This is a genomic window from Methanoculleus sediminis (assembly GCF_001017125.1).
GTDB lineage: Archaea > Halobacteriota > Methanomicrobia > Methanomicrobiales > Methanoculleaceae > Methanoculleus > Methanoculleus sediminis.
Genome location: NZ_JXOJ01000002.1, coordinates 1 through 25,785, shown reverse-complemented (window position 1 = coordinate 25,785; position 25,785 = coordinate 1). Strand labels below are relative to the sequence as shown.

The window sequence follows — 25,785 nt, the reverse complement described above, 5'->3', positions numbered from 1 at the left end:
GAGCACCGCAGGTGCGAAGCCCGACGTTCGGTAGGAACGGAGCTTGAGCACCGCAGGTGCGAAGGAAGGTTGGTGGTCTGCCCCCCTGGAGGACTTCCTCAACTATTTCAGTGAACTACTGTGGTATAAGGGGTCTCACTCCTCATACTCGTCGGCCCCGCCGTGCACCACTTCGCGCAGCGTGAACTTAAACGACGCCCCGAGGTCGGGCCTGCCTTCCACCCTGTCCTCGACCCAGATCCGGCCGCCGTAGCGCTCGACGAGCATCCCGACGATGTAGAGGCCGAGCCCTTCCCCGCATCCCCGGCTTCCGCCCTGCCTGAACCGGTCGAAGATCGTCTCCTTCATCTCGTCGGGGATGCCGGGGCCGGTGTCCTCCACGGTCACCACCACCGCGTGTTCCTCCTCGAGACAGTCCTCCACGCGGATCGCGATCCCGGCGTCCGGTCCGCCGAACTTAACGGCGTTGCCGATGAGATTCGTAAAGACCTCGGGGAGCAGGTCGTCGGCCCAGATCTCCGCGGCAGTGCCGTCAAAAGAGACGGTTGCTTCCGGGGTGCGTTCGATTCCTCCCCGGATCACGCGGCCGAGATGGAGCGGTTTTAAGTCGGGCGGTTCCTGGTGAATGCGGCGGATGGTCGAGACGTTCTGGAGGATGCCGCTGCTTTTGCGGATACTTCCTTTGAGTTTCCGGGCGTACTGGGCGGCGTCGCCCTCCAGCATATCGAGCAGGAGGTCGCAGTAGAGGTTCGCGACGTTCTCCGCGTTCTTGATGTCGTGGGTCATGACGTCCAGGTAGAGGTTCGTCTCGCGGTGAGCCGCCTCCAGCCGCTTGTGGAGCATGCTCCGGAGAACACCCGAACCGATCTCCTGCCCGATCGCCTCCAGAAGGCGGCGCTCCTCGTCCCGGAACCCCTCGACCTGCCTGCTCCCGAGGAAGAGCGCGCCGACCACGACCGATTCGGCAAGGATTGGGATGCAGGCGAGGGTGGAGACCCCGAGCGAGGCGAGGATCTCTTCCTCGATCGTGCCCCCCTCGCCCTGCATCTCGAGGTAACGAGGCTGTCCGGCGACAAATACAAAGTTCCAGGGCCAGTGGTGAACCTTGATGGCCCTGTTCCGGGCGAGGTAGTTCTCCGGGGCGCCGCGGTGGTAGCGCGTGAGCGCCATCGTCCGCTCCGGGTTCAGGAGGTAGGTCAGCCCCAGGTCGAACCCGAGCAGATCGAGGGTCTTTGTGAGTGACGCTTCAAGCAGTTCGTCGAGCGAGAGGGACGATGCGGATACTCCCATGATCTGGTTCAAAACCAGGAGTTGTCTGTTCGAGGAGAGCAGACCTTCGTTTGCCGGTCTCCGGTCGGTGACGTCCCGCATGCAGAGCACCCACATCCCTGCGAACACTCCCCGCTCAATCTTTCGGCTGGAATAGACGATCCGTCGCTCTTCCCCCCGTGAGTCCTGCACCGAGAGGTCGAGACCGGACATCTCGGTTCCGTTGTTCATCGTGGCGAGGAGTCTCCTGGCAGCGTCTCTCTCCTGCAGGAGCGGTGCCAGACGTGCGTCGAGGATCCGGCGGGCGTCGAATCCGAGGATCTCCTCTTCGCGCAGAGAGAGGATATCCATGGCAAATGCATTTGCCCAGAACACCTGCATCTCCCGATCGAGCACGAGAATACCTGCGCCGGGCTCGTCGAGAATCCGAAACGCCTCTTGCGATATGGTTGATATTGAATCCGCTCTATTCATACGGGTATTCTGCCCCCTTGATGTTTTTATCCTGTAAAAATTATATAAACAAATCTCATCCCCGGTAATAAGTGATTTGCGGTGCGGCCCGGCCGATGCCGGACCGCCTGCAGTTTCGGCCGGTTGCGCAAACATGGCTGCGGCCATGCCGAAGACCGAACCCGGCCGTTTGGTGCCGCGCTCCCTACCGCTCTTCGTGACGGGGATCGCGCACCCTTCACCGGTATCCCATCGCCTTAAAGAATCCCTATCCGGCCGAGTGCCGCCGAAAGCGAGGTCAGGTGGCCCTGGATGTGGGCCGTCTCCCTCGGGTCGGCGCCCATTGCAAGTGCCAGGAGTTCGGTGATATGGAGCACCGGCACACCCATGTGGTCGTAGACCAGTTCGCATCCCGGACAGTCGACGATCATCACGTCCAGGCGGTGATTCATAAAGTCCTGACGGACGAGCCGGTTCAGCCGGGAGAGTTCCAGGGGGCGGCCTTTCCGGTGCCGGTCGAAGAGGTTCTTGACCCCGCCGCAACAGTAGTGCTCCATCACGCTTCGCGTGATCTTCGCTCCCGTTACCGCCGTAAGGTCCTGCATTCCCGGCGGGACGGCAAGGCTGCCGTTCATCTTCCGGTAGTGGCAGCTGACATGCACCCCGACGGCGAGCCCGGTGAGCCGTCTCTCGACGAGCCGCCGAAGTTCGTCGAGATAGAGGGGGTAGAGGTCGAGGACGTTTGCCACCACAAAAGCCCCCGGTTCAGTTACCTTCCGGCCGATCCTCGCCAGGGCTTCGTTCGCCACCTCCCTGTTGGCGCTCCGCGAGAGCATATCGAGTGCGGCAGCATACGAGTCGCTGCAGGTCGGGCATATGCCGGTGACGGCGATCTCGCCGCCGGGTTCGAACGCGTCGTGGATGACGTTGAGGTTCCGTGCGGTGAGGAGCAGCCGGTCGGCGAAACCTGCCCCGCCCATATAGTGCGGGGCACCCCCGCAGCAGGTCTGCATCGGCGAGGTCTCGTAGCGGATGCCGAGGGCGGCAAGGATCATCTTCTGCGAGAGGTCCGCGCCGGGGTAGTTGAAGGCGCAGCAGGAGTTGAGGTGAAAGACCCGGTCGGGACGGGCGAGCAGCCGCCTCGGCGGGCGGTGTCCGGGCGCCGAGAAGGCCGACGCGTCGACCGGATGGAGCAGCAGCCGCCGGACCTCGTCGATCGCCCTGCCGTCCACCGGATACGGGTACCGGATGGCCTTTAGGACGAACTTCCGGAAGTGGCCCCTCCCGGTATAGAGCGGAAGAAAAGCCTGAGGTGGAAGCCCCCCCCGGTCGAGGAGCATCCTTCGAAAGATCGGCTGCAGGCGCTCCGTCTCGTAGACGGCGTTGATGATCCCGCCGATGCTGACGGAGCGTGGGCAGACGGTCTCGCAGGAGTAGCACTGGACGCAGTCGGCGAGATCGAGCCCGGGGCGTCTGCCTGCCTGGAGGGCCGCGGTCACCTTCCGTGCAAGGTAGCCCGGGTCTCCGTTCGCTCCGGGATCGTTGATCCGTGCCGGGCAGTACGGCGTGCAGGAACCGCATGCGTTGCAGAGCCGGAAGTTCCGGAGCCGCGGGTCTTCTTCGTGAAGCAGGTGACGTATGGCCCCGTCCGTGATCGCGTCCCGGATCACCTCCCGATCCGGCTCGGGGATGACCCTACCGAGCATGGCCGATCCCGGGGATCGCCCCTGCTCTACGCACATATGAACGGGCGGTTGCTCCTCCCCCAGGAGAGCGAGCACAGTTTAGACTAAGGGTATATCGCCTGCGGTATCGATCCATTCCTTCCCCCACCGATGACGTCGGCGATACCTCTTGCGATGACTACTTAATGGTTTGGATATGAGGACGCCGCACGGCGTCTCCGGGTTAAACGGGTGCCTACGGCTGCCGGAGTCAATCCTTGAGGCGCACCCGGCCAGCCGTTCCGGTAAGCCGCTCCGGATCGGGGAAAAGATGGTGATTAGAGGTTCTCGAACCGCTTGTTCACCGTGTCCCAGTTCACGACGTTCCAGAACGCGTCGATGAACCCTGCCCGGTTGTTCCTGTGATCGACGTAATAGGCGTGCTCCCAGAGATCGAGCACCATCAGGATGCGGAACGTCGGGTAGACATGGTTGTTGTGCTTCTCGATCTGCATGATCATGGGACGGTCCGTCATGGTGCAGTACGCCAGTGCCGCCCACCCGGACCCCTCGACGCTCGCGGCTGCCTTCGTAAACTCGGCCTTGAATCGGTCGAAGGAACCCCATTCACGGTCTATCCTGTCTGCAAGCGCCCCGCCCGGGGTTCCGCCGCCGCCCTTTCCGGCCGGGGCCATCGTCGGCCAGAAGAGGTCATGCAGGACATGGCCACCGATGTTGAACGAGAGTTCCTTTAAGAGCGCCTTCATATCCACTTCGGTGCCTTCCTGCCGCGCCTTCTCCAGTTTCTCGAGGTCGGCGTTCGCCCCGGTCACGTAAGCCTGGTGGTGCTTATCATGGTGCAGGGAGAGCTGCTCCTTCGAGATGTGGGGTTCGAGAGCGTCGGGCGCATACGGCAGCGGCGGCAGCTCGTACTTCTTCAACGATGCAGTTGCCATCTTCTGTACAGCCATAGTAATCATTCGTCAGAAGGAAAGGGATCTATTTCATTGTGTCGGTGTTTGCCCGCCTGCCGGATATGGTATCCGCCTGCGCCCTGCGCCGCCGCGTGCGGCCGCGATACCCTGGTACCGTCCCGGCCATCCATCCCCGAGAGGGTTGGCGCCTGCACCCCGCCGTAGCGGCAAAGAAGGGAAAAGGCCGTTCTGGGGTCTGGGGGCTGCGGTTCGGCCGGCCCCGAAACCTTTAAGTGCGCCGGTATGATGGATGGTATCCGGACCGCCTCGCGTCTCCCGCTGCACCCGGGCCGGATCCGGGTTGGCGTACGGCTTCGAGGCGTCTCTGCATGATACCAGCCAGACTGCGGTGGATTTTCATGACAACGGCAGCACGCATCTCATTCTTTACCGCCACGCTCATGGTGCTGCTCGCGGCCGTCTTCCTCCGTGATCTGCATCTCATACTGACCGGAGCCGGGTGGAGCCTGTTTGCGAGGGTTCTCTCGCTCTTTCTCGTCGCCGTCACGGCATTCGGGGTGATCCAGTTCGTGAGCTACGCCGATCACCTCCTCCGGTCACTCTATGCCTACCGTCCCACGGCACCGCAGGGGTCGAGACCTCCGACCTCCCCCGTCGCGGTCTTCATCCCGGTCTACAACGAGGAGCCGGCCGTGGTCGAATCCTGTGTCCGGGCGTGCACGGCGATCGTCTACCCCGACCTCCGCATCTTCCTCCTCGACGACTCCACGGATACGCGGAAACGATCGTCGATGCAGGAGATATGCAGGCGGTACGGTCTTCGTTATCTTCACCGCGACCACAGGCGCGGGTTCAAGGCGGGAGCGATCAATCACGCCCTCTCGCATCTCGACGGCGATACGCCGTACCTCCTGATAATCGACGCCGACCAGAGGGTGAAACCGGAGATCCTTGCCGATCTCGTCCCCATCCTTGAGGGCGACCCGTCCGTATCCTTCATCCAGACCCCGCAGTTCTTCCGAACGGAGCCCCACGACCCGATAAGCGTCACGTTCTCCTACCAGCAGCATATTTACAACAAGCACGTCTGCAGGGGGCTCTCCGTCAACAATACCGCCATGCTGACCGGCTCGAACTGCATATTCCGGGTGAGCCATCTCGCCGCCATCGGAGGGATGGACGAGGCATGCATCGCCGAAGACATCGCCACTTCGTTTACGTTCCACCTCAAGGGCCGCCGGGGAGTCTTTCTCGATGCCGTGTACGCGGAGGGCGTTGCGCCGCCGAACCTCGCCGCATACTTCACGCAGCAGCTCCGCTGGGCATACGGGAACACCCAGCTTCTCGGGACGATTCTCCGGCAACTCGTGGCGCAGCCCCGGAGCATGACCGCAACGCACTGGCTTGAGTTCGTCGTCACGGTCTCGATCTACCTGCTTGGAGGGGTGAACGTGGTGCTCTTCCTCCTCCCCGTCGCCACGCTGATCTTCGGTGTCCCGATCCTCCCCGTATGGGTTCCCCCGACGTTCGCCGTGGTGCTCGTCGTGGTGATCGCGATCCAGGTCATCGTCAGCATCCGTGAGCGGCAGTACTCTCTGTACGACCTCGCGTTATCGCAGGCGATCTTCAATACGCTCGCCTTCGTATACGCCCGGGCGATCTGGTACGCCGTCTCCGGGAAGCAGTTGCCGTTCGTCGTGACGCCGAAGGTTGCGCCCGCCCCCTCTTCCCGCCCCCGTGTCCGGATAGGGCCGGTTCTCCTCGTGATTGCGGCCGTCCTGGCATCGATGGCCGTCGGCATCGTGCGGGCGGTCTCCCTGGGTCCGGACTCCGGCACGGCGATCCCGCTCTTCTGGGCCTGTTACACGCTCGCCGTTCTCTCGTCGTTTCTGGTGGTCTGGCAAAGAGACGGCAGACTGGTGGCGGAAGGCGGCACTGACCGGGTGTCCCGTCATTTTGGAACGGACAAAAAAGAGTAGATATCCTTACCGGAACCGCTGCCAGAGGATTCTTCCCATCACCCGGAAGGTGAAGTCGAGTTCTTCGAAGATCGGGATGCCGTTCGCCTTGAGGATCTTGCGGCCCCGCTCCATCGAGTCGCCGCCGAGCAGCGTCCCGACGATCATGTTCTCGGTCTTCTCCGAGAACTGGATGATCTGGTTTGCAAGCTGCTCCGATCCGATGACGAGGTTCGGGAACCCGACCACGAAGGCGATGTCCCAGCAGTCCTGGTGCTTGGCGAGCACGCTGAACGTCTGCTCGAACCGCTTTTCGTTGGCGTCGCCGAGGAGGTCGATCGGGTTGTTCTTGTTCCAGAAGTCGGGCAGGAGGTCGTTCAACTCCTTGAGGACCTTCGGCGGGAGGCTGATAAGGTCGATGCCGTAGCGTTCGGCGTAGTCGGAGGAGAGAACGGCGAACCCACCGGCGTTGGTGATCACGATCGCACGCTTGCCGCGGGGGTAGCCCTTCGGGGTCGCGAGCATCTCCGCGACCTGGAACGTGCCGGTCAGGGTGTGGACGGGGATCACGCCGGATTCGCGGAACGCTTCCATATAGACGTCGTAGGATCCGGAGAGCGAACCCGTGTGGGACGAGGCCGCTGCCTGGCCTTTCGCGGAGGAACCGGACTTGATCGCCACGACGGGCTTGGTCTTCGAGACCTCGCTGACCACTTTCATGAAGGTCTTGCCGTCCTGGATCTCCTCGATGTAGAGGATGATGCCCTTGGTCTTCGGGTCGCGCTCCACGAACCTGAGGTAGTCGATGAAGTTGAGGTCCGCCTGGTTGCCTACCGAGACGACGACGGAAAAGCCGATGTCCTGCTTGATGCTCCAGTCGACCACCGTGTTGACGATAGCCCCGCTCTGGGAAATGAAGGCGATGTTGCCGGGTTTCGGCGACTCGTGGACGTAGGTGGTGTCGATGCCCTTCGGGGGGATGATCAGGCCGAGGCAGTTCGGGCCGATGATCCGTGTGCCGTAACGCTTCGCGATCTCGATGATCCTGTCCTCGAGCGCCTTTCCTCCCTCTCCGGTCTCCTTGAATCCGGCCGTGATGATGACCGCCATGGAGACGCCTTTCTGCCCGCACTCCTCGACCACGCTCGGCACGTGTTTTGCCGGGACGGTGATGACCGCCATATCGACGGGGTTAGGAATATCGAGGATGGAGGGATACGCTTTGAGCCCCTGCACTTCGGAGCGCTTGTTGTTCACCGGGTAGAGCTGCCCCGGGAAGTGGAGGAGGTTGTGCATCACGGCGTAACCCATCTTCTTGGGTTCGGACGATGCGCCGATGACCGCGATCGACCGGGGGGTGAAGTACTCGATCGGCACGAACGGCCGCTCCTTCGCTGTCTTCTCCACGGCTTCGTCGTCGACGAAGATCCGTGCGTCGACGATGCACGCCCCGGACTCGTACAGCCTGACCGGGTTGATGTCGAACTCCACGACGTTGGTGTTCTCGGCGAAGAAGCAGTTGATCGCCCACATGACCTTGACGAGCGTCTCTTCGTCCCGGGGCTTCGCCCCGCGGTAGCCCTGGATCATCGGGTAGCCGTGGATCTCCCTGACCATCTGCCGGATGGCCTCTTCGGAGACCGGCAGGATCCGCAGGGTGACGTCCTTCATCAACTCGACGAGGGTGCCTCCCATACCGAAGGTGAGCACCTTCCCGAACGCCGGGTCGGTCTTCCCACCGATGATCAGTTCAAGTCCCGGCGCCGCCTGCTGCTCGACGATGACACCCTTGATCTCGGCTTCGGGGTTGTAGGCCTTCGCGTTTGCGACGATCCTGTTGAACGCCTCTTCCGCAGCCTGCTTTGTGGATATACTGACGATAACGCCGCCTGCATCGCTTTTGTGGACGATCTGGGGCGAGTGGATCTTCATGACGACAGGAAAACCGATCTTCTCTGCCACTTTGCCCGCTTCGGCGGGGGTCTTGACGATCGCATGTTCGGGCACCGGTACGCCGTACTGTTTCAGGAGATCGTACGATTCGAACTCGCTCAGCATTCTTTTTGCCATGGTTGTCTCCTCACGTTTTGAGTATCTTACTCGAACATCACTATGATCTTGCAGTTCGTGTTCCCTGACAGATGAACCGTCTCCCGGAAAACTAACCCTATAGGTCGGTATGAACCTTACAGCGTGGTATCATATCTGCTTTATAGGTTTTGTAATGATTCTACATGACAAATCCGATGGGGGGTTCTGTCCGCCTTCGGGATTCCACTGTTCCGTCCCTGAATGCCCGGATTGGAGGGAAATTCTTCCCGGATCTCCAGCAGGTTCCGGCCGGGAGGTGCCGGCCCGGGCAACATTTAACGCAGGGTGCGAATAAACAGAATGGGCAGCGCACCGGACGGGTCGGGGGTCTCCTCCGGCCGGGACACCGGTTCCTTCATCGTGTCTGTCGTTCGGGAAAGATTCTGCCGGTCGCGATAAGCGTACCGGAACCCGGCTGTTTGGCCCGCAGAGCACCCCGGCGGGTTGAAGAACCTATGCGTGAGCGCACAGAGAGAACCATGCGTCGACTCCTGCCGCACGAGATAGACTACCTGTCAAACCCCGAGCAGTTCACCTTCGGCTCCTTCCGGGCGCGGGTCCTCGATCCGCTTCCGCCGGCGGCCGCGCTCGGGATAGCGGACGAAGAACTGCTGAACTACTACGAAAACACTCTCCGGCAGGACGGCCGCTTCGTCCTCAGGCTCGACCCGAACGGCGATCACTACGAACGCCTCGAGCGTTACGTTGCAGAGACCGCTTTTCTTCTCTTCTCCGGTCGAAACGGAGACGCCTGCCTCCCGGACGAGTCTCTGGAGGAGTTCTCCCGTTTCCGCCATCTCTGTTACCGTGCGCTCCACCCGTTCCCGGAGAGCCAGAAGATCGCCGTCCTGAAAAAGATCGGCCTCGAGACGGGGCTTACGCCGGAGGTCGTCGACGAGGTCTCGACGCTCTTTGCGGTCGGGAGCGGCCTCTTTGCAATGGAACTCTTCACCCGGCTCGCGGAAGCGGGGAGCGCCGATGCGTTCTCTGCACGGCTCGAAGAGGCCGATGCACGTTCGGACCTGGCCGGGCGTCCCGTCCTCCTCTGTCCGCTCTGGCCGCACCAGAGCCGGGCGCTCGAGGCCTGGCTTCGTGCCGGCGGCAGGGGCATCCTCGAGATGGCGACGGCGACCGGAAAGACCCTCGTCGGGCTTGCGGCCGCTTTGAGGCTCTACGAGGTGCACGGGCGCCTCGAGGTGCTGGTGCTCGCCCATTCCCGCGCCCTGCTCAACCAGTGGCGGCGGGAAGCCATCGAGAAACTCGGGCTCTCCGGGAATCCCGGTGCCGACTATACGGTGCCGCTCTCCTACGGCGGCCGGCTCATGCTCCGGTTCGAGACGCTCCAGAAGGTCTACCGCTCCCCGGACCGCTACCGTGCCGATCTCCTGATCGTCGACGAGGTGCATCACAGCGCCGGGCTGCAGTTCAGGAAGGCCCTCACCGTCCCTGCGAAGTGGAGGATGGGGCTCTCGGCGACGATCGAGGGGAAGGAACGCCGCGCCCCGCTCGACCGTGCCCTCGGCCCGACGGCCTACACCTACTCCCTCAAGGATGCCCGGGAAGACGGGGTCGTTCCGTCGTTCTCCCTCCACCTCCATACGACCTACCTCGACGTGCGGGAGAACGAGGAGTTCCGTGCGATATCCGAGCAGATCGTCAGGGAACTTGCCGTCATCAACGGTCGGCACCGGGAGATCATCCGGAGGCTGTCGAACTCCCGGTTCGACCGCTTTGCGAGCATCGCGGAGTTCGTCGGCCTGATGCGGCACCTCCGCTACCGGACGGCCGACGTCCCGGAGGCATGGTTCCGGCTCATCGGCCTCGTCTACCGGCGGCGGATGATCATCCACCGGTCGGCACCGAAGACGGCTAGAGCGATCGAGCTCGCCCGGCAGTTAGGGGGGGCAAAGAAGTGCATCGTCTTTTCGATGGACATCGCGACCTGCGACGCCATCTACGACGCTCTCGACGGTTCGGTGGATGCCTATCGCGTCCATTCGGGGATGCCGCGCTCCGAGGTGCGGCGTTCCCTGGACAGATTCCGGTCGGCACGGCAGGGGGTCCTGGTCGCGCCGAAGATGCTGGACGAGGGGATCGACGTTCCGGACGCGGAGATCGGGATCAACGTCGCGTCTTCAAAGACGCAGTTGCAGCTGGTGCAGCGCATGGGCCGGATCCTCCGGAAGCGGCCGGGGAAAGAACCGATTTTTCACCACTTCGTCGCCCTGCCGCAGGCGTACGTCGACGCGGAGGACGCGTTCGCCTACCAGAACGACCTTGCCTGGATCCGGGATACCGCGCTTCTTCTCGATATCCCGGTCCTGCACGCTCCTGATGCGGACGACGGGATCGCCGGGTTCCGGCAGAGGAGCGAAGCGACCGTCCGCGACTATCTCCGGACCCGGCGATACATTGCGACGGACGATTTCGGCACGGTCCGGGTCGATACGATCCTCGAGGCGGTTCCGGAGCGGCTCCGCCGCGATCTTGCCGTACCGCTCGAATCCTGCTCCGGACCTCTTACCGACGAGGAATGGCTGGCGATGGTGAGGATGGCGTGGCGCACCGGCGAGATTCCGGGGCTCTCCGGCATGCACTGGCTCCTCGTCCTCGCCGGCCGCGATCCCGGGGCGCTCCGCGGGTTGCTCCTGAGCGGCATCGGGACGGTTCCTGCCGCGGATACCATCCGTATCCGGGCGGAATCGCTGGTGCCCCCCGTCCGGAAGGACGATCGGCCGGATGCGTTAGAGAAGCAGATACGGGCGCTCGAGCGGGCGGCGAACCCGAAGCAGGAGGCGGCCGCACGCCGCCGGCTCACGGAGATCGGGTCGCCGGCTCTCCTGCTCCTGATACCGCTGCTCAACTCGCGCAACGATGAGGTTGTCCTTCGTGCAATCGGGGCGATGGAGGCGATCGGGGATGAGGCGGCAATCGATCCGCTCATCCTCCATCTCTCCGATCGGCGTTACAACGTTCGCGCGAGGGCGGCCCGGGCGCTCGGGCGGATCGGCGACCCCCGCGCCCGCCTCGCGCTGATGCGGGCCTTGAAAGACCGGGAGCCGGAGGTGCGGAGGGCTGCGCGGGAGGCGCTTGACTGGATGAAGGGGAGATGATGTTGTGGGGGAGTCCTCTAAACAGAAACCACGCTAAAACAATCTCCTTGATTCCATCTCTGAAAAAATATCCGGAAACGCTTCGTCGAGGAGGCGCCGATTGACTTGAATTACTTCTGTATCTTTACGACCCCACGGATCATCAACCCATTCTTTCTCGTCCAGGATGTATTCCAGCAATTCTTGAGTGATTTCGCTAAGCGTGATGTGCGAGAACGCTTTTTCATTGTAGAGGTCTTTGCATTCTAGCACGTTGTTCAACTCGTTAAGGAGGCATTTCTTGAATTGTTCGCCCGGAATTTTTTGCTTATCATATACAGAGAGGATGTTTTTCATCCTGTTCGGAAATCGCTCCCGTAGTCTGGTGCCGATAGGATCATCGCTCTGCAGAAGTTCGATGAGGCGCAGGAAATCCTTGATCTCTATCTCCTGGTACCACATGGCATATTGCCTCTTCAACCAGGTCTTGATCCAGAACGCTGGACTTTCGGATTGCTGGGCGTTTTGCTGATACGGGAGAGGGGTTACTCCTGATGATTCAACCCCCTTTGTTGAAAAACCAATGTCATAGTATAAAATATGATACTTTTTCAAGTATACTGCGGCAAGTGCGTTTTCTGTTGTGAGGTTGCCTTTGGAATCCAATTCGCGTGGGATATCACGGAAGTGTATCCGGCTTACAATCGAATTGAGCGGTGTTCGAGGATTTTGAGTCATATCGTTAATTGCAAGGAAAAAGAGGTTGACCAGCAGGTCGCAGGATGGTCCCTTCTGGCCGCCGTAGAGGATTTCCACGGAGAACGTAAATCCCTGCCAGTTCTGTGAAAGAAAGTAAAGACAGGCATTCGGTGAGACCTTGATGAGGGCAAGGATGGGAAGGATAAGATAATTGTATTCATGTAACCGTTGATAGTCTCGAAGGAAACTGGCGTAGTCCAGATATGGACATTGGTTATCGTAAAGTATGATGGCTTCTGATCCGAAGTTCTCCCTGATACGCTCCATTTGTTCAGCCGTGTCCATATCTGCGGGGAATACGGGTATCTTGATCTGCATGCATGTTAGCCGGTTCCAGCGGTATGATGTCGGAAAATCCCACGATTCCTTATTCTCTTCGTAGAAATGCGCAACATATTCCTGTTGAAGTTCCTGAAATGTCTGAACAGTTTCACTATCCCATATCCGGAAAACCTCTTCAGCCTCATGTGGCTCCCAATCGAGCATGTTAATTACAGTGAGCATCTTCACGTTTTTTTCAAACAATATCTCACGGACGAGAGATTCGGTGATTCTACTCTGGAAATAGTACTTGCCGAAGAGTTTCATCAATTCCTGAGGAGATGAATGCTCAATGGCAATACTTAAGATCTGGTTAAATGCATCGAGATCCGGGTTGATGTAATAATGCTGCGTCTTTTGGAAGGCACGGCCAAATTCTGTCCGTCTTGACTCTTTCTTGAGCAGTCCCATCTTATGGAATTTCTCGCACCAACTTGAGGCGGTAGGGACACTCACCTTATGATCGAGCATGAAGTTGATGTGCCTTGGATATGAGTAGAAGTGCTCTGTTGGAAGAAGATATTCAGGTGTCTCTGTCCTGAATGGGTTGTATTCGTAATCCCTTTGCGCCAGCCCTTCACGGATAATGAAAAGTTTGAGAATCCACCAGCCTTTCTCGGTAATCGTACTGGATTTACTCATAATGACTCCATGAGGTGGTTGATGTCCACATGTGTTGATCGGTTACATGAAACCATATATAAACATTTTCCAGGTGTAAAACAGTAATAGCTTTGAATTACGCCTTGGATTTAATTTATACCTCAATGACATATCTCTTTCTTGTATGTCGGCTATGATTAATGTCAAATCGGCAAACTGGCATTTCACTTCCGCGTGCAACTATAACTGCTCGTTCTGCTGCATGCAGAAACTCACCGGTGAGTTGAGATCATACGAAAAAGCATGCTATGTTCTTGAACACCTTGTCCGATTGGGCATTGAAAAGATCAACTTTGTCGGCGGCGAGCCGATGTGTAGCAGCCTGATCTACGATGTCGTTGCAGCGGCAAAAAAGATGGGCCTTGTCGTTAGCATCACAACCAACGGGTCTCTCCTTGACGAAAACGCCCTGAACCGTCTGTCCGCTCACGTGGACTGGATCGGGTTGTCCGTTGATTCGGCTTCGGATTTGGTTGAAAAGACCCTTGGACGCGGAGATGGTACGCATGTTCGGCATGCAATCGAAGTTGCCCGGATTGTGCACGAACTCGGGATGAAACTCAAAATAAACACCACCGTGACGAAACTTACATTCCAGGAGGATCTGTCGGAGCTGATCCGGGCACTCGATCCCCACAGGTGGAAAGTCTTCCAATTCCTGCACGTAAAGGGCCAGAACGATCATGCAGTAATCCCGCTGGCGATAACCCGGGACGAATTTCAGGAGTTCAAAATAAGGCATAATGATATTCTGTTGCGCACGGGAGATCTGCCGGTTTTTGAATCAGCAGATCTCATGCGAGACTCGTACCTGATGATCGCTCCATCCGGAAACATATTCCAGAATACCCAATATCCTTTCCGAGAATATCCCATTGATACGGTGAGCACAGGCCTGCTCGAGCAGATACTCAATATTCGCAACTATGCATCCCGAGGGGCAGTCTATGCCTGGTAAGTGGTAGATTTTTGGATCGCGATTAGGGGAGGTAATAGGATGTAGAAGTGAACCGCATTTAACCATTAACTGATGAGTCGTGTCAAGAAAACCCACTGAAAAGGAGGATGTATATGGCAAAAAAGGGTATGACCAAAGCGGATGCACAGCGAATTCAGGCGCACTCGGATAAAACTGGCTCCAACAAAGATTTTAAGGCCCGAGCGATGTCTGCAGGGGAGAAGAACAGTAAGAAGTGAGAGGAAAATTTAAAAATATTTTTCAAAACGATCGGTATAAATACGTGTCAAGCGTCGACATCGAAGACCTCCTCATCTCATGCGAGGCTTCCGCGACCGATGCGGCCAGCGCGGGGTTCGGCCCGAATTCTTTGAGGATATCCGAGAGTTTCTCCTTCGGCGGGGTGTACTTCAGGATCATGTTAGAACTTCACCAGCCTCCGCTTCCCGATCGCCGCCCACCCTAAAAGACACGCAACCCCGGCCGCCGCGTTGATCGCCCCGAGGCCGAAGACGAGGCTCTCCCCGAAGAGGAAGACGAGAACCATCCCGGCGCTGCCGAAGACGAGGCTTGCGCAGTTGATCAGGGCGGATGCGGAGCCGGTATCCTCCTTCTGCTGGTCGAGCATCAGGAACGCACCCGCCGGCCGGACAGAACTCCCCATCAGCGAGGCCGGGAAGAGGGCAAGGGCAAAGGCCAGCGGCCCCAGGCTCCCGAAGAGGCAGACGAGCACCCCGCTGCCGACCATGACGGCGAACCCGGCCCCGACGATCGAGCGGCGGCTCGCGTGCCGGGAGAGCCAGAGGTAGAGGAACGGGCCCGCTATCAGGCCGACGGCGTTGAGGGCGAAGTAGAAGCTGTACCACTGCTCCGAGAGCCCGAACCCGTCCTGATAGATGTACGGCGATGCGGAGACGAACGCGAGCGATGCGGTGCTTACGAGCGAGAAGACGACGAGGAGCGAGGCGAAGCCGGGGTTTTTGAGCACGGCCCCGAGCCGGTGGACGGACTGCGCCGTGGTGCCGGTATACCGCGAGGGGATGGTCTCCCGGAGAAGGAGGGCGCCGGCCATCGAGGCGACGCCGATGAGGGCGAGCGCCACGAAGAGGCCCCGCCACGAGGTGTAGGGGAGCATGAACGCCCCGAGAACCGGAGCGACGGCGGGCGAGACGACGACCATGGACTGGACGAGCGCGAGCACCGACTCCCTCTTTCGCCCGTCGTAAACGTCCTTGACCATCGCCATCGCGACCGCGGAGGCGGCGCTGCCGCCGACGGCCTGGAGGATGCGGAAGATGATCAGGAGCCGGATGTCCCACGATACGGCGCACCCGGCGCTTGCGGCGATGTAGAGCGCAAGTCCGACGAGAAGGATGGGCCGGCGGCCGTATCTGTCGGAGAGCGGCCCCCAGAAGAGCAGCCCGAGGCTGAAGAAGAGAAAGAAGAGGATCAGGGTCAGGTTGGTGAGGGCGGCGGAGACGCTGAAGTAGCCGCCCATGCCGGGAAGGGCGGGGAGATAGAGATCGGTCGAGAGCGGGACGAAGGCGGAGAGGAGGGCAATCAGGACGATGAGACCGCGATTCCCGAGATACTGTTGCGATCGTCGGGTTTGGTCGGGTGGATTGTCCATGGAAATGCCTCGCGTGGCGGGTGTTGAAGAACAGGATCGCTGTAGGGCGCTCCTGGCCCGGACTGGATTACTGTCTTCTCCAGGCTCTGCTTATACGTTGAACCTTCCCGTAGTTCTAGATTGGCATTGGCCGCTCGTCCCGGGCGGCATTTGCCCCTCTTATCTTCAGGCATCTCCTCCCGATGCAGGAGGCCCGTGCCATGGTCGCCTTCTCCGTTCCCTTCAACCCCGGAGTTACAGCCCTGCCTATGCTTCCCGGCCGTAATGCATCGTAAAGAGCGTCGTCTCGTCGCCCGCATAGCAGGGTGAGTGGCAGCCGGGGGTGAACTCCGGACCCAGGCATTCCGTGAAGAGCTCATGCCACTGGCTCTGCAGCATGTGATAATCCGTCCTCACACCGCGGGGCTGCGTGAGGAACGAGACGACCTCCGTCATCAGGAAGAGATCCACGCAGGCGACGGCTACGTCCACCGGGGCGTCGTGCGCGAAGACGGCATCGACGACTCCCCCGTAGGACTGGTAGACCGAGAGTGCGAGCTCCGGGGAGTACATCTCCGGGGTGTCGTTGTTCGCATCCATCTCGAAGAGGACGAAGTGGTCGATCCAGGGTTTGAGCCGCGTGAGGTGGATCCTCTTATCCTCAAGAGGCATGTGATGGTATGCAAGCGAGCTGACGGCGAGATCGAAACGGTGATCGATGCTGTCGGAACAGTCCTGAATCCGGCCGTTCACGGTCTCGATACGGAGATCGGGGAATGCGTCGCGGACGGTCTTTTCGGCCAGGGCGGCCATTGCCGGCGACGGATCGATGAGGAGGACTTCGGCAATCTCGGTGACCCTGCCGGTATCCAGCAGGTGCTGCAGAAGCGATACGGTGAGCCCTCCGTTGCCGCACCCGATGTCCATCATGGAGAACGGCTCATCGAACTGCGGCAGGGTGCTGCCGCACTGCGCAATGAACCGCCTTCTTGCCTCCCGCATCATGGGGACGCCGGCAAAGTGCATGAACGGGCGCGGGTCGGCGAACGCCACCGTAGGCATGGCAAGTCTCCCGTTATGGCGTTCGAGAAAACCGAGGAGAAAACCCGCAGAGAAGAGATCGTTCTCCTCGCGAAGTGCAGCGGCGCCCAGCCATTCGATCCCCTCTGCGGCCCGCCCGTGGGCGGCAAGCACCGTTCCTATATAATAGTCGAAGGCAGAGAGCAGATTCTGCCGGATGTCGCCGTCGTAGGCTCCCGGCGCAGTCCCGCTCCGGAGAACCTCGTCTGCAAGGCCGGACCACTCCGCAGACTCCTGTGCTGAAAGGAAGAGCATGTTGATCTGTATTCCGCCGGCAACCGGTATGAGCGTTCGTATTCTCTCCGCGCTGATACGTGAGATTCATCAGCCAGGCGGGCTGCAAGCAGTTGTTGACGATGCCGGATGCCCCAGGACAGAAGAACGTGACATCGGGTTAAAACATCAAAACAGTCGCAAAAGGATGCTGCTATGGGGATTCGAACCCCAGTCGCAGGAGTGAGAGTCCTGCATGATTGGCCGGTCTACACTATAGCAGCGCATTGCACCAACGTGCTCTAAATTATTGGCCTTTATCATATTTAAACCTGTCTTGCGCTCCGCCTTCTCCGGTCGTGCCGGCAGCCGGGCAATCTGAACCCAATACGGGCCGGAATTTTCTCTTCGGTTCGTGATTTCCATCACAGACACCCATAAGTAGCTTCCCAACATATCTGTATCGGCAGCAATGAGCAGTGTCGAAGAGCAGATACGGGAAATAGAGGACGAACTCAAAAATACCCCGTACAACAAGGCGACCTCCAAGCACATCGGCCGCCTCAAGGCGAAACTCGCGAAGATCCGTGACGAAGCGGTAGCCCGGGCCATGGCCTCCGCCGGAGGGGGCGAGGGCTACTCCGTGAAGAAGTCGGGGGACGCCACCGTCGTCCTGGTCGGCTTCCCGTCCGTCGGAAAGAGTACGCTGCTCAACAGGCTCACCGGCTCGGAACTCAGCGAGACGGCATCCTATGCCTTTACGACCGTCTCCGTCATCCCGGGCGCGATGGAGCACCGGGGCGCGAAGATCCAGATCCTGGATATCCCCGGCCTGATCGCCGGCGCCGCCATGGGCAAGGGCCGCGGGAAAGAGGTCATCGCCGTCGTGCGGAGCGCCGACCTGATCCTTGTTCTGGTCGACGTCTTCAACGAGAAGCATACGGACGTCCTGCTCCGCGAGCTCCACGACGCCGGTATCCGGATCAACCGCCCTAAACCCGACATCACCATCAAGAAGGCCGGAATCGGCGGTATCCGGCTGAACACCGTCGGCGCCGTCGACCTCGATGTCGAAGAGATCCGCTCGATCCTCGCGGAGAACAAGATCGTCAACGCGGACGTCCTGATAAGGAACGAAGTCAGCCAGGACGACTTCATCGACGCGATGATCGGGAACCGCGTCTACGTCCCGGCCTTCATCGCGGTCAACAAGGTCGACCTCGTGGACGAGAAGACCCGGGTGGGTATCGAGAAGGAACTGACCGAACGGTTCGGCGAGCCCCCCATCATGGTCTCGGCGCACAGCGGCTACCGCATCGAAGACCTGAAAGACGCCATCTTCGAGAACCTGGGGTTCATGCGGGTCTACTTAAAGCCGGTCGGCGGCCCCGCGGATATGGACGAGCCGCTGATCATCCGGAGCCCGGCAACGGTCGAGGACGTCTGCAACCGCCTCCACCGGGACTTCGCGGACAAGTTCCGCTACGCGAAGGTCTGGGGCGACTCGGCCAAACACGACGCGCAGCGTGTCGGCCTCACCCACAAGCTCGCGGACGGGGACGTCCTCACCGTCGTCACCCGCCGCTGACCACTTTTTCGAGGACCGGGAGCGGCGCATCGGTCTTGAGGGCGGTGCCTGAGTAGTGCGCGCGGCTCGCCCGGTAGCCGAGGGCTCTAAGCCGCTCGATGACCGTCTCGATCCCGCCGGGAGAGACCCGCAGGCGTTTTGCAATGACGTGGTAGTCGTAGTGGCTCGACGTATCGAGCTCCTGGCGGCAGGTCGCGAGCAGCCGCCCGATCCGCGCCCCGGTTCCGGCCGTGACCGACGGCAGGGCTTCCTGCATCGCGGCAAGCGTTGCATCGTCGTTGATCCTCCCCGTCCAGAGAGGGCCGACCGGCACGAGGTTCGCGCCGCAGAGCGGGCACTCTTCGGGTTCGGGGAGCATTCCGGCCTGTTCGGAGCGGTAGAGGCAGTTTCCACACTGCATCACGTAGCCCATCCGTGCAAGCGCCCGGTCGGCCGCCGCCGCCCCGTACCTGAGTCTGAGATGCAGGCGGTGGAAGTGCTCGTGCGCGTAGCAGAAGAGCGGTTCCACCCCGCGGTCGTACTTGATCACCTCGCGCACCACGAATCCCAGCAGCGTCCGCAGGCCGACCTCGGCGTGGTACTCGGTGTTCCGGGGCCGGGAGAAGTAGCGGCGCATGCCCGCTTTCAGGTGCGCTCCGCAGAGCGGCGCGGTGTCGGTGGCGGTGATGAAGAGGTAATTCCCGGCACACCGTGCCGCGGAGTCGACGAACGGCGCCGGCGTCCCGAAGGGGTCGAGATCAACGGCGTCGAACGTCCTCCCGCTCATCAGGACGTTCGCGTCTTCGCGGGTGACCTCGGCGGCGAGACCCAGCGCCTCCACGTTCTGCCGGGCGAGGTCGACCGCGTTCGCATTCCAGTCGTTGATCGTCACCGGTATCCCGACCTCGTGCGCTACCCGGAGGCCCCGCACACCGGACGCGCCCATCGCGTCGAGGTAACTCTGTGGCCTCAGCACGGAGAGCAGAAGGACGGTGGCGTCGCGGTTCATCTCCATGCGCGCGTTGTAAAAGACCGGGCCGCTCCCGGGCGGGAACTGGAGGCGAGGATCCTGTCTGGGTACGAGAAAACTGGTTCTCCCTTCGGTGACCTCGACAACGTCCATGCTTCCCGAAAAGGTGGATGCTCGATACCCTTATACCTTCTCATGAGCAATACTTTTACTCCGTGGTATGGGCTTGTGGCCTAGCCAGGATATGGCGTCAGCCTCCTAAGCTGAATGCCGGGGGTTCGAATCCCCCCAAGCCCGCTGTTTCTCTCAATTTTGTTCCGGCAGAATCCTCTGGTTATTTATCCTCCCCCCGAGAACCTAACTCTTCGAGAATGAGCGTCTCCGCATTCATCAGGGTTACCCGTCCGCACAACGCCGTCGTTGCCGGCCTTACCGCGCTCATCGGCTATCTCATCGCCACCGGGACGCTCACGCCGCCGTCGCTCCTGCTCGCCGTGATCGTCGCGCTCATCACCGCAGGCGGGAACGTCATCAACGATGTCCGCGACGTTGAGATCGACCGGATCAACCGTCCCGACCGTCCCATACCGGCAGGAGAGATCAGCCTTGCCGGTGCAAGGGCGTATGCAGCGGCGCTCTTTGTCGGGGGCATCGCGATTGCCACCCTGACGACGACCCTCTGCCTTGCGATCGCCATCATGAATTCGGTCATCCTCATCATATACGCCGTCCGGCTGAAGCGCACCCCCGTCCTCGGCAACGCGGCCGTCGCTTACCTGACGGCGAGCGTCTTCCTCTTCGGCGGAGCGTTTGCGGGTATCGAGGGGCTCGTCCGGAACCTCTCGCTCGCGGCGATCACGTTCCTTGCGACCATCGCACGGGAACTCCTGAAAGATGCGGAAGACGTCGACGGGGATGCGGCGGGAGGCGCACGCACTCTTCCCATGCTCGTCGGGGTCCGGAAGACGGGGATATTTGCGTTCGCCTGCGCCTGCGGTGCCGTGCTGGTGAGCCTTCTCCCCTCCGGCGACTGGTGGAGTCTCTTTTATCTCGCCGGCATCGCGGTCGTGGATCTCGTCATCATCTTCGGGGCCTTCCGGGGTGTTAGATGCACGACGCCGGGCTGCGTCCGGGAGTCCGGTGCGACATCGATCCTGCGGACGGGCATGTTCGCCGCGCTTGCGGTCTTTGCGATTGCCGCGGTGATATGATCGGGGGAACTTCGGTATCTCAATATTTTTTATCCGGCTGGATTGGGAACTATTGATATCCGGGATGGATAGAAACAGGGAAGGGGGTGCTGCCCTCGCACCTGACGGTGGTCGTGTTCCGTTCCTCGCACCTGACGGTGCTCACACTCCTGCCGTCCCGGCAGTCGCACTCCCCACTCCCCCAAGGGCGATACCCGCCAGGGTCCGCTGGATGGGAAGGTACTGAAAAAGAATGGAGTCCCGGCTCGCTCCCCGGGGGACGGCTTTCCCCTGGCTATCACCATGTATTGCCCCCGGCCCTGGTCGGCGGGGTGAGTGTCCGGTGGATATGGACCGGCAAAAAGATGTCCGGCCTTCTGATGTTCAGAATCTCGCACTGATAATTTTATCTGGTTACGGGCCGAGCTGTTAGCCAGGAGATCTTCATGAAAGTTTACCGGCACGGGGACACGTACATAGCACCGAAAGGTTCCTTTTTTGACGGAAACGTGAAGATAGACGGGAATTTTATCACTCCTCCCGAGACGCACGTCTGGGGCAATATGGTCGTTGCCGGCCGCCTCGAACTCGGACCCGGCTCGACGGTCGGCGGGTTCATCGAGGCCGAGAGCATCGTCATCGGTCACGACGCCAAGATAAAAGGGCCGATCAGGGTTCTGGAGACCGCCACCATCTGCGACAACGCGAGCCTCCATTCGGTCAAGGCGGGGGGCAACGTCACCCTCCGCCCGGGGGTCAGCGTCGGTGCCGTGAACAGCGACGAGACGATCTTCGTCTACGGCAAGGTCACCAGCGAGCGCCTATTCGGCAGGGCCGTGAAAATCTACGGCACCTGACGGGTGTTTGATGCCGAGCAGGGCGGCATCTCTCACCGCGGTCCAGTCCGCTATCGTCTCCACGCACCCGTCTTTTACGTTCACGACACCGATAGCGACGATGCCTATCCGGTCGGACATATCGATCCCGTCTTTTACCTCCATGAGGCAGCCGACGCCGATGATCGCCCGCGGATGATACTTCTTGACCATCCTTTTGATGAACGTCGAGCCGGGAACGATGAAGACCCGGTACCCGAGTTTCTCAAGCCACTCCGCGTTCTCCCCGACCGAACAGCGGCCGCAGTTGCGGCATTTGAGGCCTTCCGGCGTCAGGTGCGCCGGACACTGCGCCGACCGCAGGCACTGGGGCAGGAAGACCGCCCGCTGCTCCACAGGAGTTTCGGAGAAGGCCTTCGTGTTCATGGTGTTTCGAAGCGTTATGAAGAACGTGACGAGGTCCTTGTCGTCCAGCCCGAGGAGCTTGCAGAACGCCTTCACGAGCCCCTCTAAAAGGACCATGCCGGGGATCAGGATCCTTGGTAAGTAGAACTTCCCCCTGGTGATCGAGGCGGCGGCGATGATCGCGAGGGCTACCGCGGCGAGCAGCATCCCGAGGATGAAGAAGAAGGTGACTTCCCCGATGAGGGTCATCAGCTGGATCCAGATCCCGGAATCGAAGAGACTCATGGCCGGTTCTCCTGATCTCTTCCGATCAGCCGGAAGGACTCCGTATACGGCGGCCGCAACACCCCGATCTCGGTGACGATCCCGTCGACGAGGTCGAGCGGCGTGGCGTCGAAGGCGTAGTTGAGCACCTTCACGTCGTCGGGCGCGAGTTGCACGTCGCCGCAGTATGCGAGTTCGGAGCGGTCACGCTCTTCGACGGTGACGTCCGTCTCCCTGTGGGAGAGGTCGAACGTCGAGACCGGCGCCGCGACGTGGAACGGGATCTGGTGGTGATGAGCGGCAACGGCGTGCATATACGTCCCGATCTTGTTGAAGACCGCGTCCTTGGTGATCCGGTCGGCGCCGACGACGACGAGGTCGATCATCCCCTTTCGCATCAGGTATGCCGCCGACGAGTCGGGGATGAGGGTCACGTCGACCCCGTCCCGGGCAAGTTCCCAGCAGGTGAGCCTTGAGCCCTGGTTGAGCGGCCGGGTCTCGCAGGCTATCACCCGCACGTCCTTTCCGGCGGCAATCGCCGACCGGATCGTCCCGAGCGCCGTTCCCCAGCAACGGCAGGCGAGCGCTCCCGCGTTGCAGTGGGTGAGCACCGTGCACCTCTCCGGGAAGAGTTCTTCGCCGAACCCGCCGAGCCTCCGGCAGGTCAGTTCGTCCTCCTCGGCGACGATGTTCGCCTCGGCGACCGCCATGCTCTTCGCCTCCGCTACCGATGCGGCCAGCGCCATCTTTTGCAGCACGCGGTCGATCCCCCACGCGAGGTTGACCGCGGTCGGCCGGGTACCCCGTAGAAGGTCTCCCGCCCGGCTGATTTCGTCGAGGAACCGCTGAAGGTCTGCCTCTCTGCTCCGGACGGCGGCGAGCGCCACGCCCATCGCGCCGGCAATCCCGAGCGCCGGGGCTCCCCGGATCTCGAGCCTCCGGATCGCCCTGGCCAGGTCGTCGACGGTCACGCACCGCATCTGCTCGTAGCGGCCGGGGAGCAGGGTCTGGTCGATGTAGAGGATGCACTCGTTCTCCGCATCCCAAGCGACGGTGTAGGGTTCTTCCCCTTTCGGCATGCTCATCCCGCCCTGATCGTGTCGAGATACGCCCGCATCGCAGCTGCCTCGCCCATCGCGACGGAGTCGGGGATGTCCCTCGGCGCGGTGGCGGTCCCTGCCACGTAGATCCCGGGTTTCACCGTGAGCACGGGGCCGACTTTCTGGTCGGCGACCCCGAAGAACCCGGACTCGTCCCGCGGGATGCCGAGCATCCGGGCCACCCCGTCCGCTCCCGCGGCAGGTTCGAGCCCGACGGAGAGCACTACCAGGTCGGGGTGGAACGTCTCCACCTCGCCGGTCTCGGTGTTCTCCGCGACCATCGTCAGGTGATCGTTCTCCTCGAGCACCTCGCCGGGGAACCCGCGGACGAACCTGACCCCGAGACTCCTCGCCCGCTCGTAGTACTCCTCGTAACCCTTGCCGTATGCGCGGATGTCGTTGTAGAAGACGGTGACCTCGATATCGGGGTTCTTCTCCCGGATGAGCGTGGCGTTCTTCATCGCGTACATGCAGCAGACGCCGGAGCAATAGGGGCGCCCGACGGAGAGGTCGCGGGAGCCGACGCACTGGACGAACGCCACGCTCCGGGGCGGCTTGCCGTTCGAGAGCCTCTTCAGTTTACCGCCTGTCGGGCCGCTTGCATTGATCATCCGCTCGAACTCCAGGCTCGTGATGACGTCGGGGATGATGAGGTAGCGGAGCTGGGCCTTGTTTTTGGCATCGAACGTCGCATACCCGGTCGCGACGACGATGCTTGCTGCCTCAAGTTCGATCAGGCGCTCTTCGTCCTCGCGGAGGATCGCCTCCCTGCCGCAGACGTCGTAGCAGAGCCCGCACTCGATGCAGTGCTCCTGATCCTTGACGACGATGTCGGGAACCGCCTGGGCGTGGGGCTTGTAGATCGCCTTCCGGACGCCGATGCCGGCGTCGAACCGGTTGTAGACCTCCACCGGGCAGATCGCGGTGCAGTCCCCGCAGCCGTTGCACTCGTCCTCGAGGACGTAGCGGGGGTGCTTTCTGACCCGGACGCGGAAGTTCCCCACCTCGCCCTCGACTCCCTCGACCTCGGAGCAGGTGTGGATGGTGACATTCGGGTGCCGGGCCACCTCGACCATCTTCGGAGAGAGGATGCACATCGAACAGTCGTTCGTGGGGAACGTCTTGTCGAGCTGGGCCATGTGCCCGCCGATGGTCGGTTCGCGCTCGATGAGGTGGACGTGGATGTTGTGGTCGGCAAGGTCGAGCGCCGCCTGGATGCCCGCGACCCCGGCGCCGATGACGACGACCTCAGTCATGGCGGTACCTCCCGGCGAGTTTGACGTATTCATGCGCGTTGTGGAGGATGCTCTCCTGCTGCTCGGGTGTCGTCTCCCTGATCACTTTGCCGGGCACGCCGAGGACGAGCGAGTTTGACGGGATCTCCTTTCCTTCCGTCACCACTGCGCCGGCGCCGATGATGGAGCCCTCTCCCACCACCGCGCCGTTCAGGACGATGGCCCCCATCCCGACGAGCACCCGGTCGCGAATGGTGCAGCCGTGCAGGATGGCGCCGTGGCCGACCGAGACCTCCGTCCCGATGGTGACCGGAAACCCGGGCGTGGTGTGGACGACGGCGTTGTCCTGGATGTTCGAGCCGGCGCCCACGGTGATCGTATCCCGATCGCCCCGGACAACGGCGCCGAACCATACGCCCACGTCGTCGCCGAGGCTCACGTCTCCGATGACTGTTGCGTTCTCTGCGATAAAGACGCGGTTCCCCACAACCGATCCGCTCTCCATAGTGAGTCTACTATTGGTTGCGGCGATACAAAATGTTCTCCATCGGGGGGGTGAGAACGACGTTCCGATCGGAACGGAGCTGGAGCACCGTTAGGAACGACGTTTCATGGGAACGGAGTTCGAGCACCGGAGGTGCGAGGCGCGAATGTGTGGGCCTGGTGAGGGATGGGAGATGAGGAGGCACACAGGGAGTCGGATGTCGGAACCGGCTTGGTGGTGCTCACATTCCTGTATCTTGGACTGTCGCTCACAACCGTCCACGGCTTTCAAGGGGATATCGCGACTGGGGGTGGGGCTGACGGGGAGGGGGGAGCATCCCCCCTCCCCTGTCCCCTCCCCCCTATGGTGATACTCCCACGGAAACCGTGCTATGTGTAACCACAAGGAATTAGCAGATTTGAAGGGCAGGAACACGAGCACCGGAGAACGATGTTCCGGTAGGAACGACTGTCTGAAGCGCGATGGTTTGTAAGGACCGGAGCACGAGCACCGGAGATGCCAGGTGCCTGGTCCTGCGGTTCCTCGTCCGCCTACCTGAAACCCCTCACCCACCCCACCGCCGATCACTACCCATAAAACCCCTCGCGGCAAACGCCTCTGGATGAAAGTGATGGTCGGGGGGACGTTCGATCCCCTGCATGCCGGGCA

The 25,785-nt window shown here is 61.1% G+C and carries 19 protein-coding genes and 2 tRNA genes; 7 read left to right on the top strand and 14 right to left on the bottom strand.

Annotated elements, in window-relative coordinates; all coding sequences use genetic code 11:
- Window positions 1-135 precede the first annotated feature (135 nt).
- From SZ63_RS12340 to SZ63_RS02900, 3 genes are all read right to left on the bottom strand, one after another.
- Complete coding sequence (locus tag SZ63_RS12340; protein ID WP_162199191.1) at window positions 136-1,743, bottom strand: sensor histidine kinase; 1,608 nt, start codon at window positions 1,741-1,743, stop codon at window positions 136-138.
- Between the two features lie 236 nt (window positions 1,744-1,979).
- Window positions 1,980-3,428, bottom strand: coding sequence for a heterodisulfide reductase-related iron-sulfur binding cluster (locus SZ63_RS02905; protein WP_048180934.1), 1,449 nt, complete (start codon window positions 3,426-3,428; stop codon window positions 1,980-1,982).
- Between the two features lie 296 nt (window positions 3,429-3,724).
- The gene (locus tag SZ63_RS02900; RefSeq protein ID WP_241481228.1) at window positions 3,725-4,366 is read right to left on the bottom strand and encodes a superoxide dismutase; all 642 of its coding nucleotides are present in this window, start codon (window positions 4,364-4,366) and stop codon (window positions 3,725-3,727) included.
- A 353-nt stretch (window positions 4,367-4,719) separates the two neighbouring features.
- On the opposite strand from SZ63_RS02900, the gene SZ63_RS02895 reads away from it, so the two are divergent.
- Window positions 4,720-6,300, top strand: a complete 1,581-nt coding sequence (locus SZ63_RS02895; RefSeq protein ID WP_048180932.1) for a glycosyltransferase family 2 protein — start codon at window positions 4,720-4,722, stop codon at window positions 6,298-6,300.
- 6 nt (window positions 6,301-6,306) lie between these two features.
- Here SZ63_RS02895 and SZ63_RS02890 read toward each other — a convergent pair whose 3' ends face one another.
- Window positions 6,307-8,349, bottom strand: a complete 2,043-nt coding sequence (locus SZ63_RS02890) for an acetate--CoA ligase family protein (protein WP_048180929.1) — start codon at window positions 8,347-8,349, stop codon at window positions 6,307-6,309.
- Between the two features lie 500 nt (window positions 8,350-8,849).
- Between SZ63_RS02890 and SZ63_RS02885 the strand changes: the two genes are divergently transcribed.
- Window positions 8,850-11,483 (top strand): DEAD/DEAH box helicase, encoded by a 2,634-nt coding sequence (locus tag SZ63_RS02885; RefSeq protein WP_048180927.1) that lies wholly within the window; start codon window positions 8,850-8,852, stop codon window positions 11,481-11,483.
- 33 nt (window positions 11,484-11,516) lie between these two features.
- On the opposite strand, the gene SZ63_RS02880 is transcribed toward SZ63_RS02885, so the two are convergent.
- Entirely contained in the window at window positions 11,517-13,184 is a 1,668-nt protein-coding gene (locus SZ63_RS02880) for a hypothetical protein (RefSeq protein ID WP_048180923.1), read from the bottom strand.
- Between the two features lie 145 nt (window positions 13,185-13,329).
- Here SZ63_RS02880 and SZ63_RS02875 point away from each other — a divergent pair, with 145 nt between their 5' ends.
- The gene (locus tag SZ63_RS02875; protein ID WP_048180921.1) at window positions 13,330-14,163 is read left to right on the top strand and encodes a viperin family antiviral radical SAM protein; all 834 of its coding nucleotides are present in this window, start codon (window positions 13,330-13,332) and stop codon (window positions 14,161-14,163) included.
- A gap of 261 nt (window positions 14,164-14,424) precedes the next feature.
- Here the strand turns inward: SZ63_RS02875 and SZ63_RS12870 are convergent, their stop codons facing one another.
- The 4 genes from SZ63_RS12870 to SZ63_RS02860 form a co-directional block, all read right to left on the bottom strand.
- A complete protein-coding gene (locus tag SZ63_RS12870) occupies window positions 14,425-14,583 on the bottom strand; it encodes a hypothetical protein (protein WP_156168339.1) in 159 nt (52 codons plus the stop codon).
- Between the two features lies 1 nt (window position 14,584).
- Complete coding sequence (locus tag SZ63_RS02870) at window positions 14,585-15,793, bottom strand: Bcr/CflA family efflux MFS transporter (RefSeq protein WP_048180919.1); 1,209 nt, start codon at window positions 15,791-15,793, stop codon at window positions 14,585-14,587.
- A 246-nt stretch (window positions 15,794-16,039) separates the two neighbouring features.
- Window positions 16,040-17,107, bottom strand: a complete 1,068-nt coding sequence (locus tag SZ63_RS02865; protein ID WP_048180914.1) for a class I SAM-dependent methyltransferase — start codon at window positions 17,105-17,107, stop codon at window positions 16,040-16,042.
- A gap of 167 nt (window positions 17,108-17,274) precedes the next feature.
- Window positions 17,275-17,349, bottom strand: a tRNA-Glu gene (locus SZ63_RS02860).
- Window positions 17,350-17,537: 188 nt separating this feature from the next.
- On the opposite strand from SZ63_RS02860, the gene SZ63_RS02855 reads away from it, so the two are divergent.
- A complete protein-coding gene (locus SZ63_RS02855) occupies window positions 17,538-18,653 on the top strand; it encodes an OBG GTPase family GTP-binding protein (protein ID WP_048180911.1) in 1,116 nt (371 codons plus the stop codon).
- Here SZ63_RS02855 and SZ63_RS02850 read toward each other — a convergent pair.
- Window positions 18,640-19,755: a tRNA (guanine(10)-N(2))-dimethyltransferase gene (locus tag SZ63_RS02850; RefSeq protein WP_048180908.1), complete on the bottom strand. Its 1,116-nt coding sequence runs from the start codon at window positions 19,753-19,755 to the stop codon at window positions 18,640-18,642. The genes SZ63_RS02855 and SZ63_RS02850 overlap by 14 nt on opposite strands.
- Before the next feature lie 69 nt (window positions 19,756-19,824).
- On the opposite strand from SZ63_RS02850, the gene SZ63_RS02845 reads away from it, so the two are divergent.
- The 3 genes from SZ63_RS02845 to SZ63_RS02835 all read left to right on the top strand — a co-directional run bounded on the left by SZ63_RS02845 (window position 19,825) and on the right by SZ63_RS02835 (window position 21,649).
- A tRNA-Arg gene (locus SZ63_RS02845) sits at window positions 19,825-19,899 on the top strand.
- A gap of 74 nt (window positions 19,900-19,973) precedes the next feature.
- A complete protein-coding gene (locus SZ63_RS02840) occupies window positions 19,974-20,813 on the top strand; it encodes a geranylgeranylglycerol-phosphate geranylgeranyltransferase (RefSeq protein ID WP_048180906.1) in 840 nt (279 codons plus the stop codon).
- A gap of 488 nt (window positions 20,814-21,301) precedes the next feature.
- Window positions 21,302-21,649 carry a bactofilin family protein gene (locus SZ63_RS02835; RefSeq protein WP_241481227.1) on the top strand — a complete coding sequence of 116 codons (348 nt, stop codon included), beginning with the start codon at window positions 21,302-21,304 and terminating at the stop codon, window positions 21,647-21,649.
- On the opposite strand, the gene SZ63_RS02830 is transcribed toward SZ63_RS02835, so the two are convergent.
- Genes SZ63_RS02830 through SZ63_RS02815 form a run of 4 tightly spaced genes read right to left on the bottom strand, consistent with a single transcriptional unit; the run spans window position 21,614 to window position 25,137 of the window.
- Window positions 21,614-22,318, bottom strand: coding sequence for a DUF116 domain-containing protein (locus SZ63_RS02830; protein WP_048180900.1), 705 nt, complete (start codon window positions 22,316-22,318; stop codon window positions 21,614-21,616). The two genes, SZ63_RS02835 and SZ63_RS02830, sit on opposite strands and share 36 nt — an antisense overlap.
- A complete protein-coding gene (gene mtnA / locus SZ63_RS02825) occupies window positions 22,315-23,376 on the bottom strand; it encodes an S-methyl-5-thioribose-1-phosphate isomerase (protein ID WP_048180897.1) in 1,062 nt (353 codons plus the stop codon). The genes SZ63_RS02830 and mtnA overlap by 4 nt, the downstream gene beginning before the upstream one ends.
- Before the next feature lie 2 nt (window positions 23,377-23,378).
- Window positions 23,379-24,653 (bottom strand): CoB--CoM heterodisulfide reductase iron-sulfur subunit A family protein, encoded by a 1,275-nt coding sequence (locus SZ63_RS02820; protein ID WP_052959044.1) that lies wholly within the window; start codon window positions 24,651-24,653, stop codon window positions 23,379-23,381.
- A complete protein-coding gene (locus SZ63_RS02815; protein WP_048180894.1) occupies window positions 24,646-25,137 on the bottom strand; it encodes a gamma carbonic anhydrase family protein in 492 nt (163 codons plus the stop codon). Before SZ63_RS02815 ends, SZ63_RS02820 begins: the two co-directional genes overlap by 8 nt.
- Window positions 25,138-25,785 lie beyond the last annotated feature (648 nt).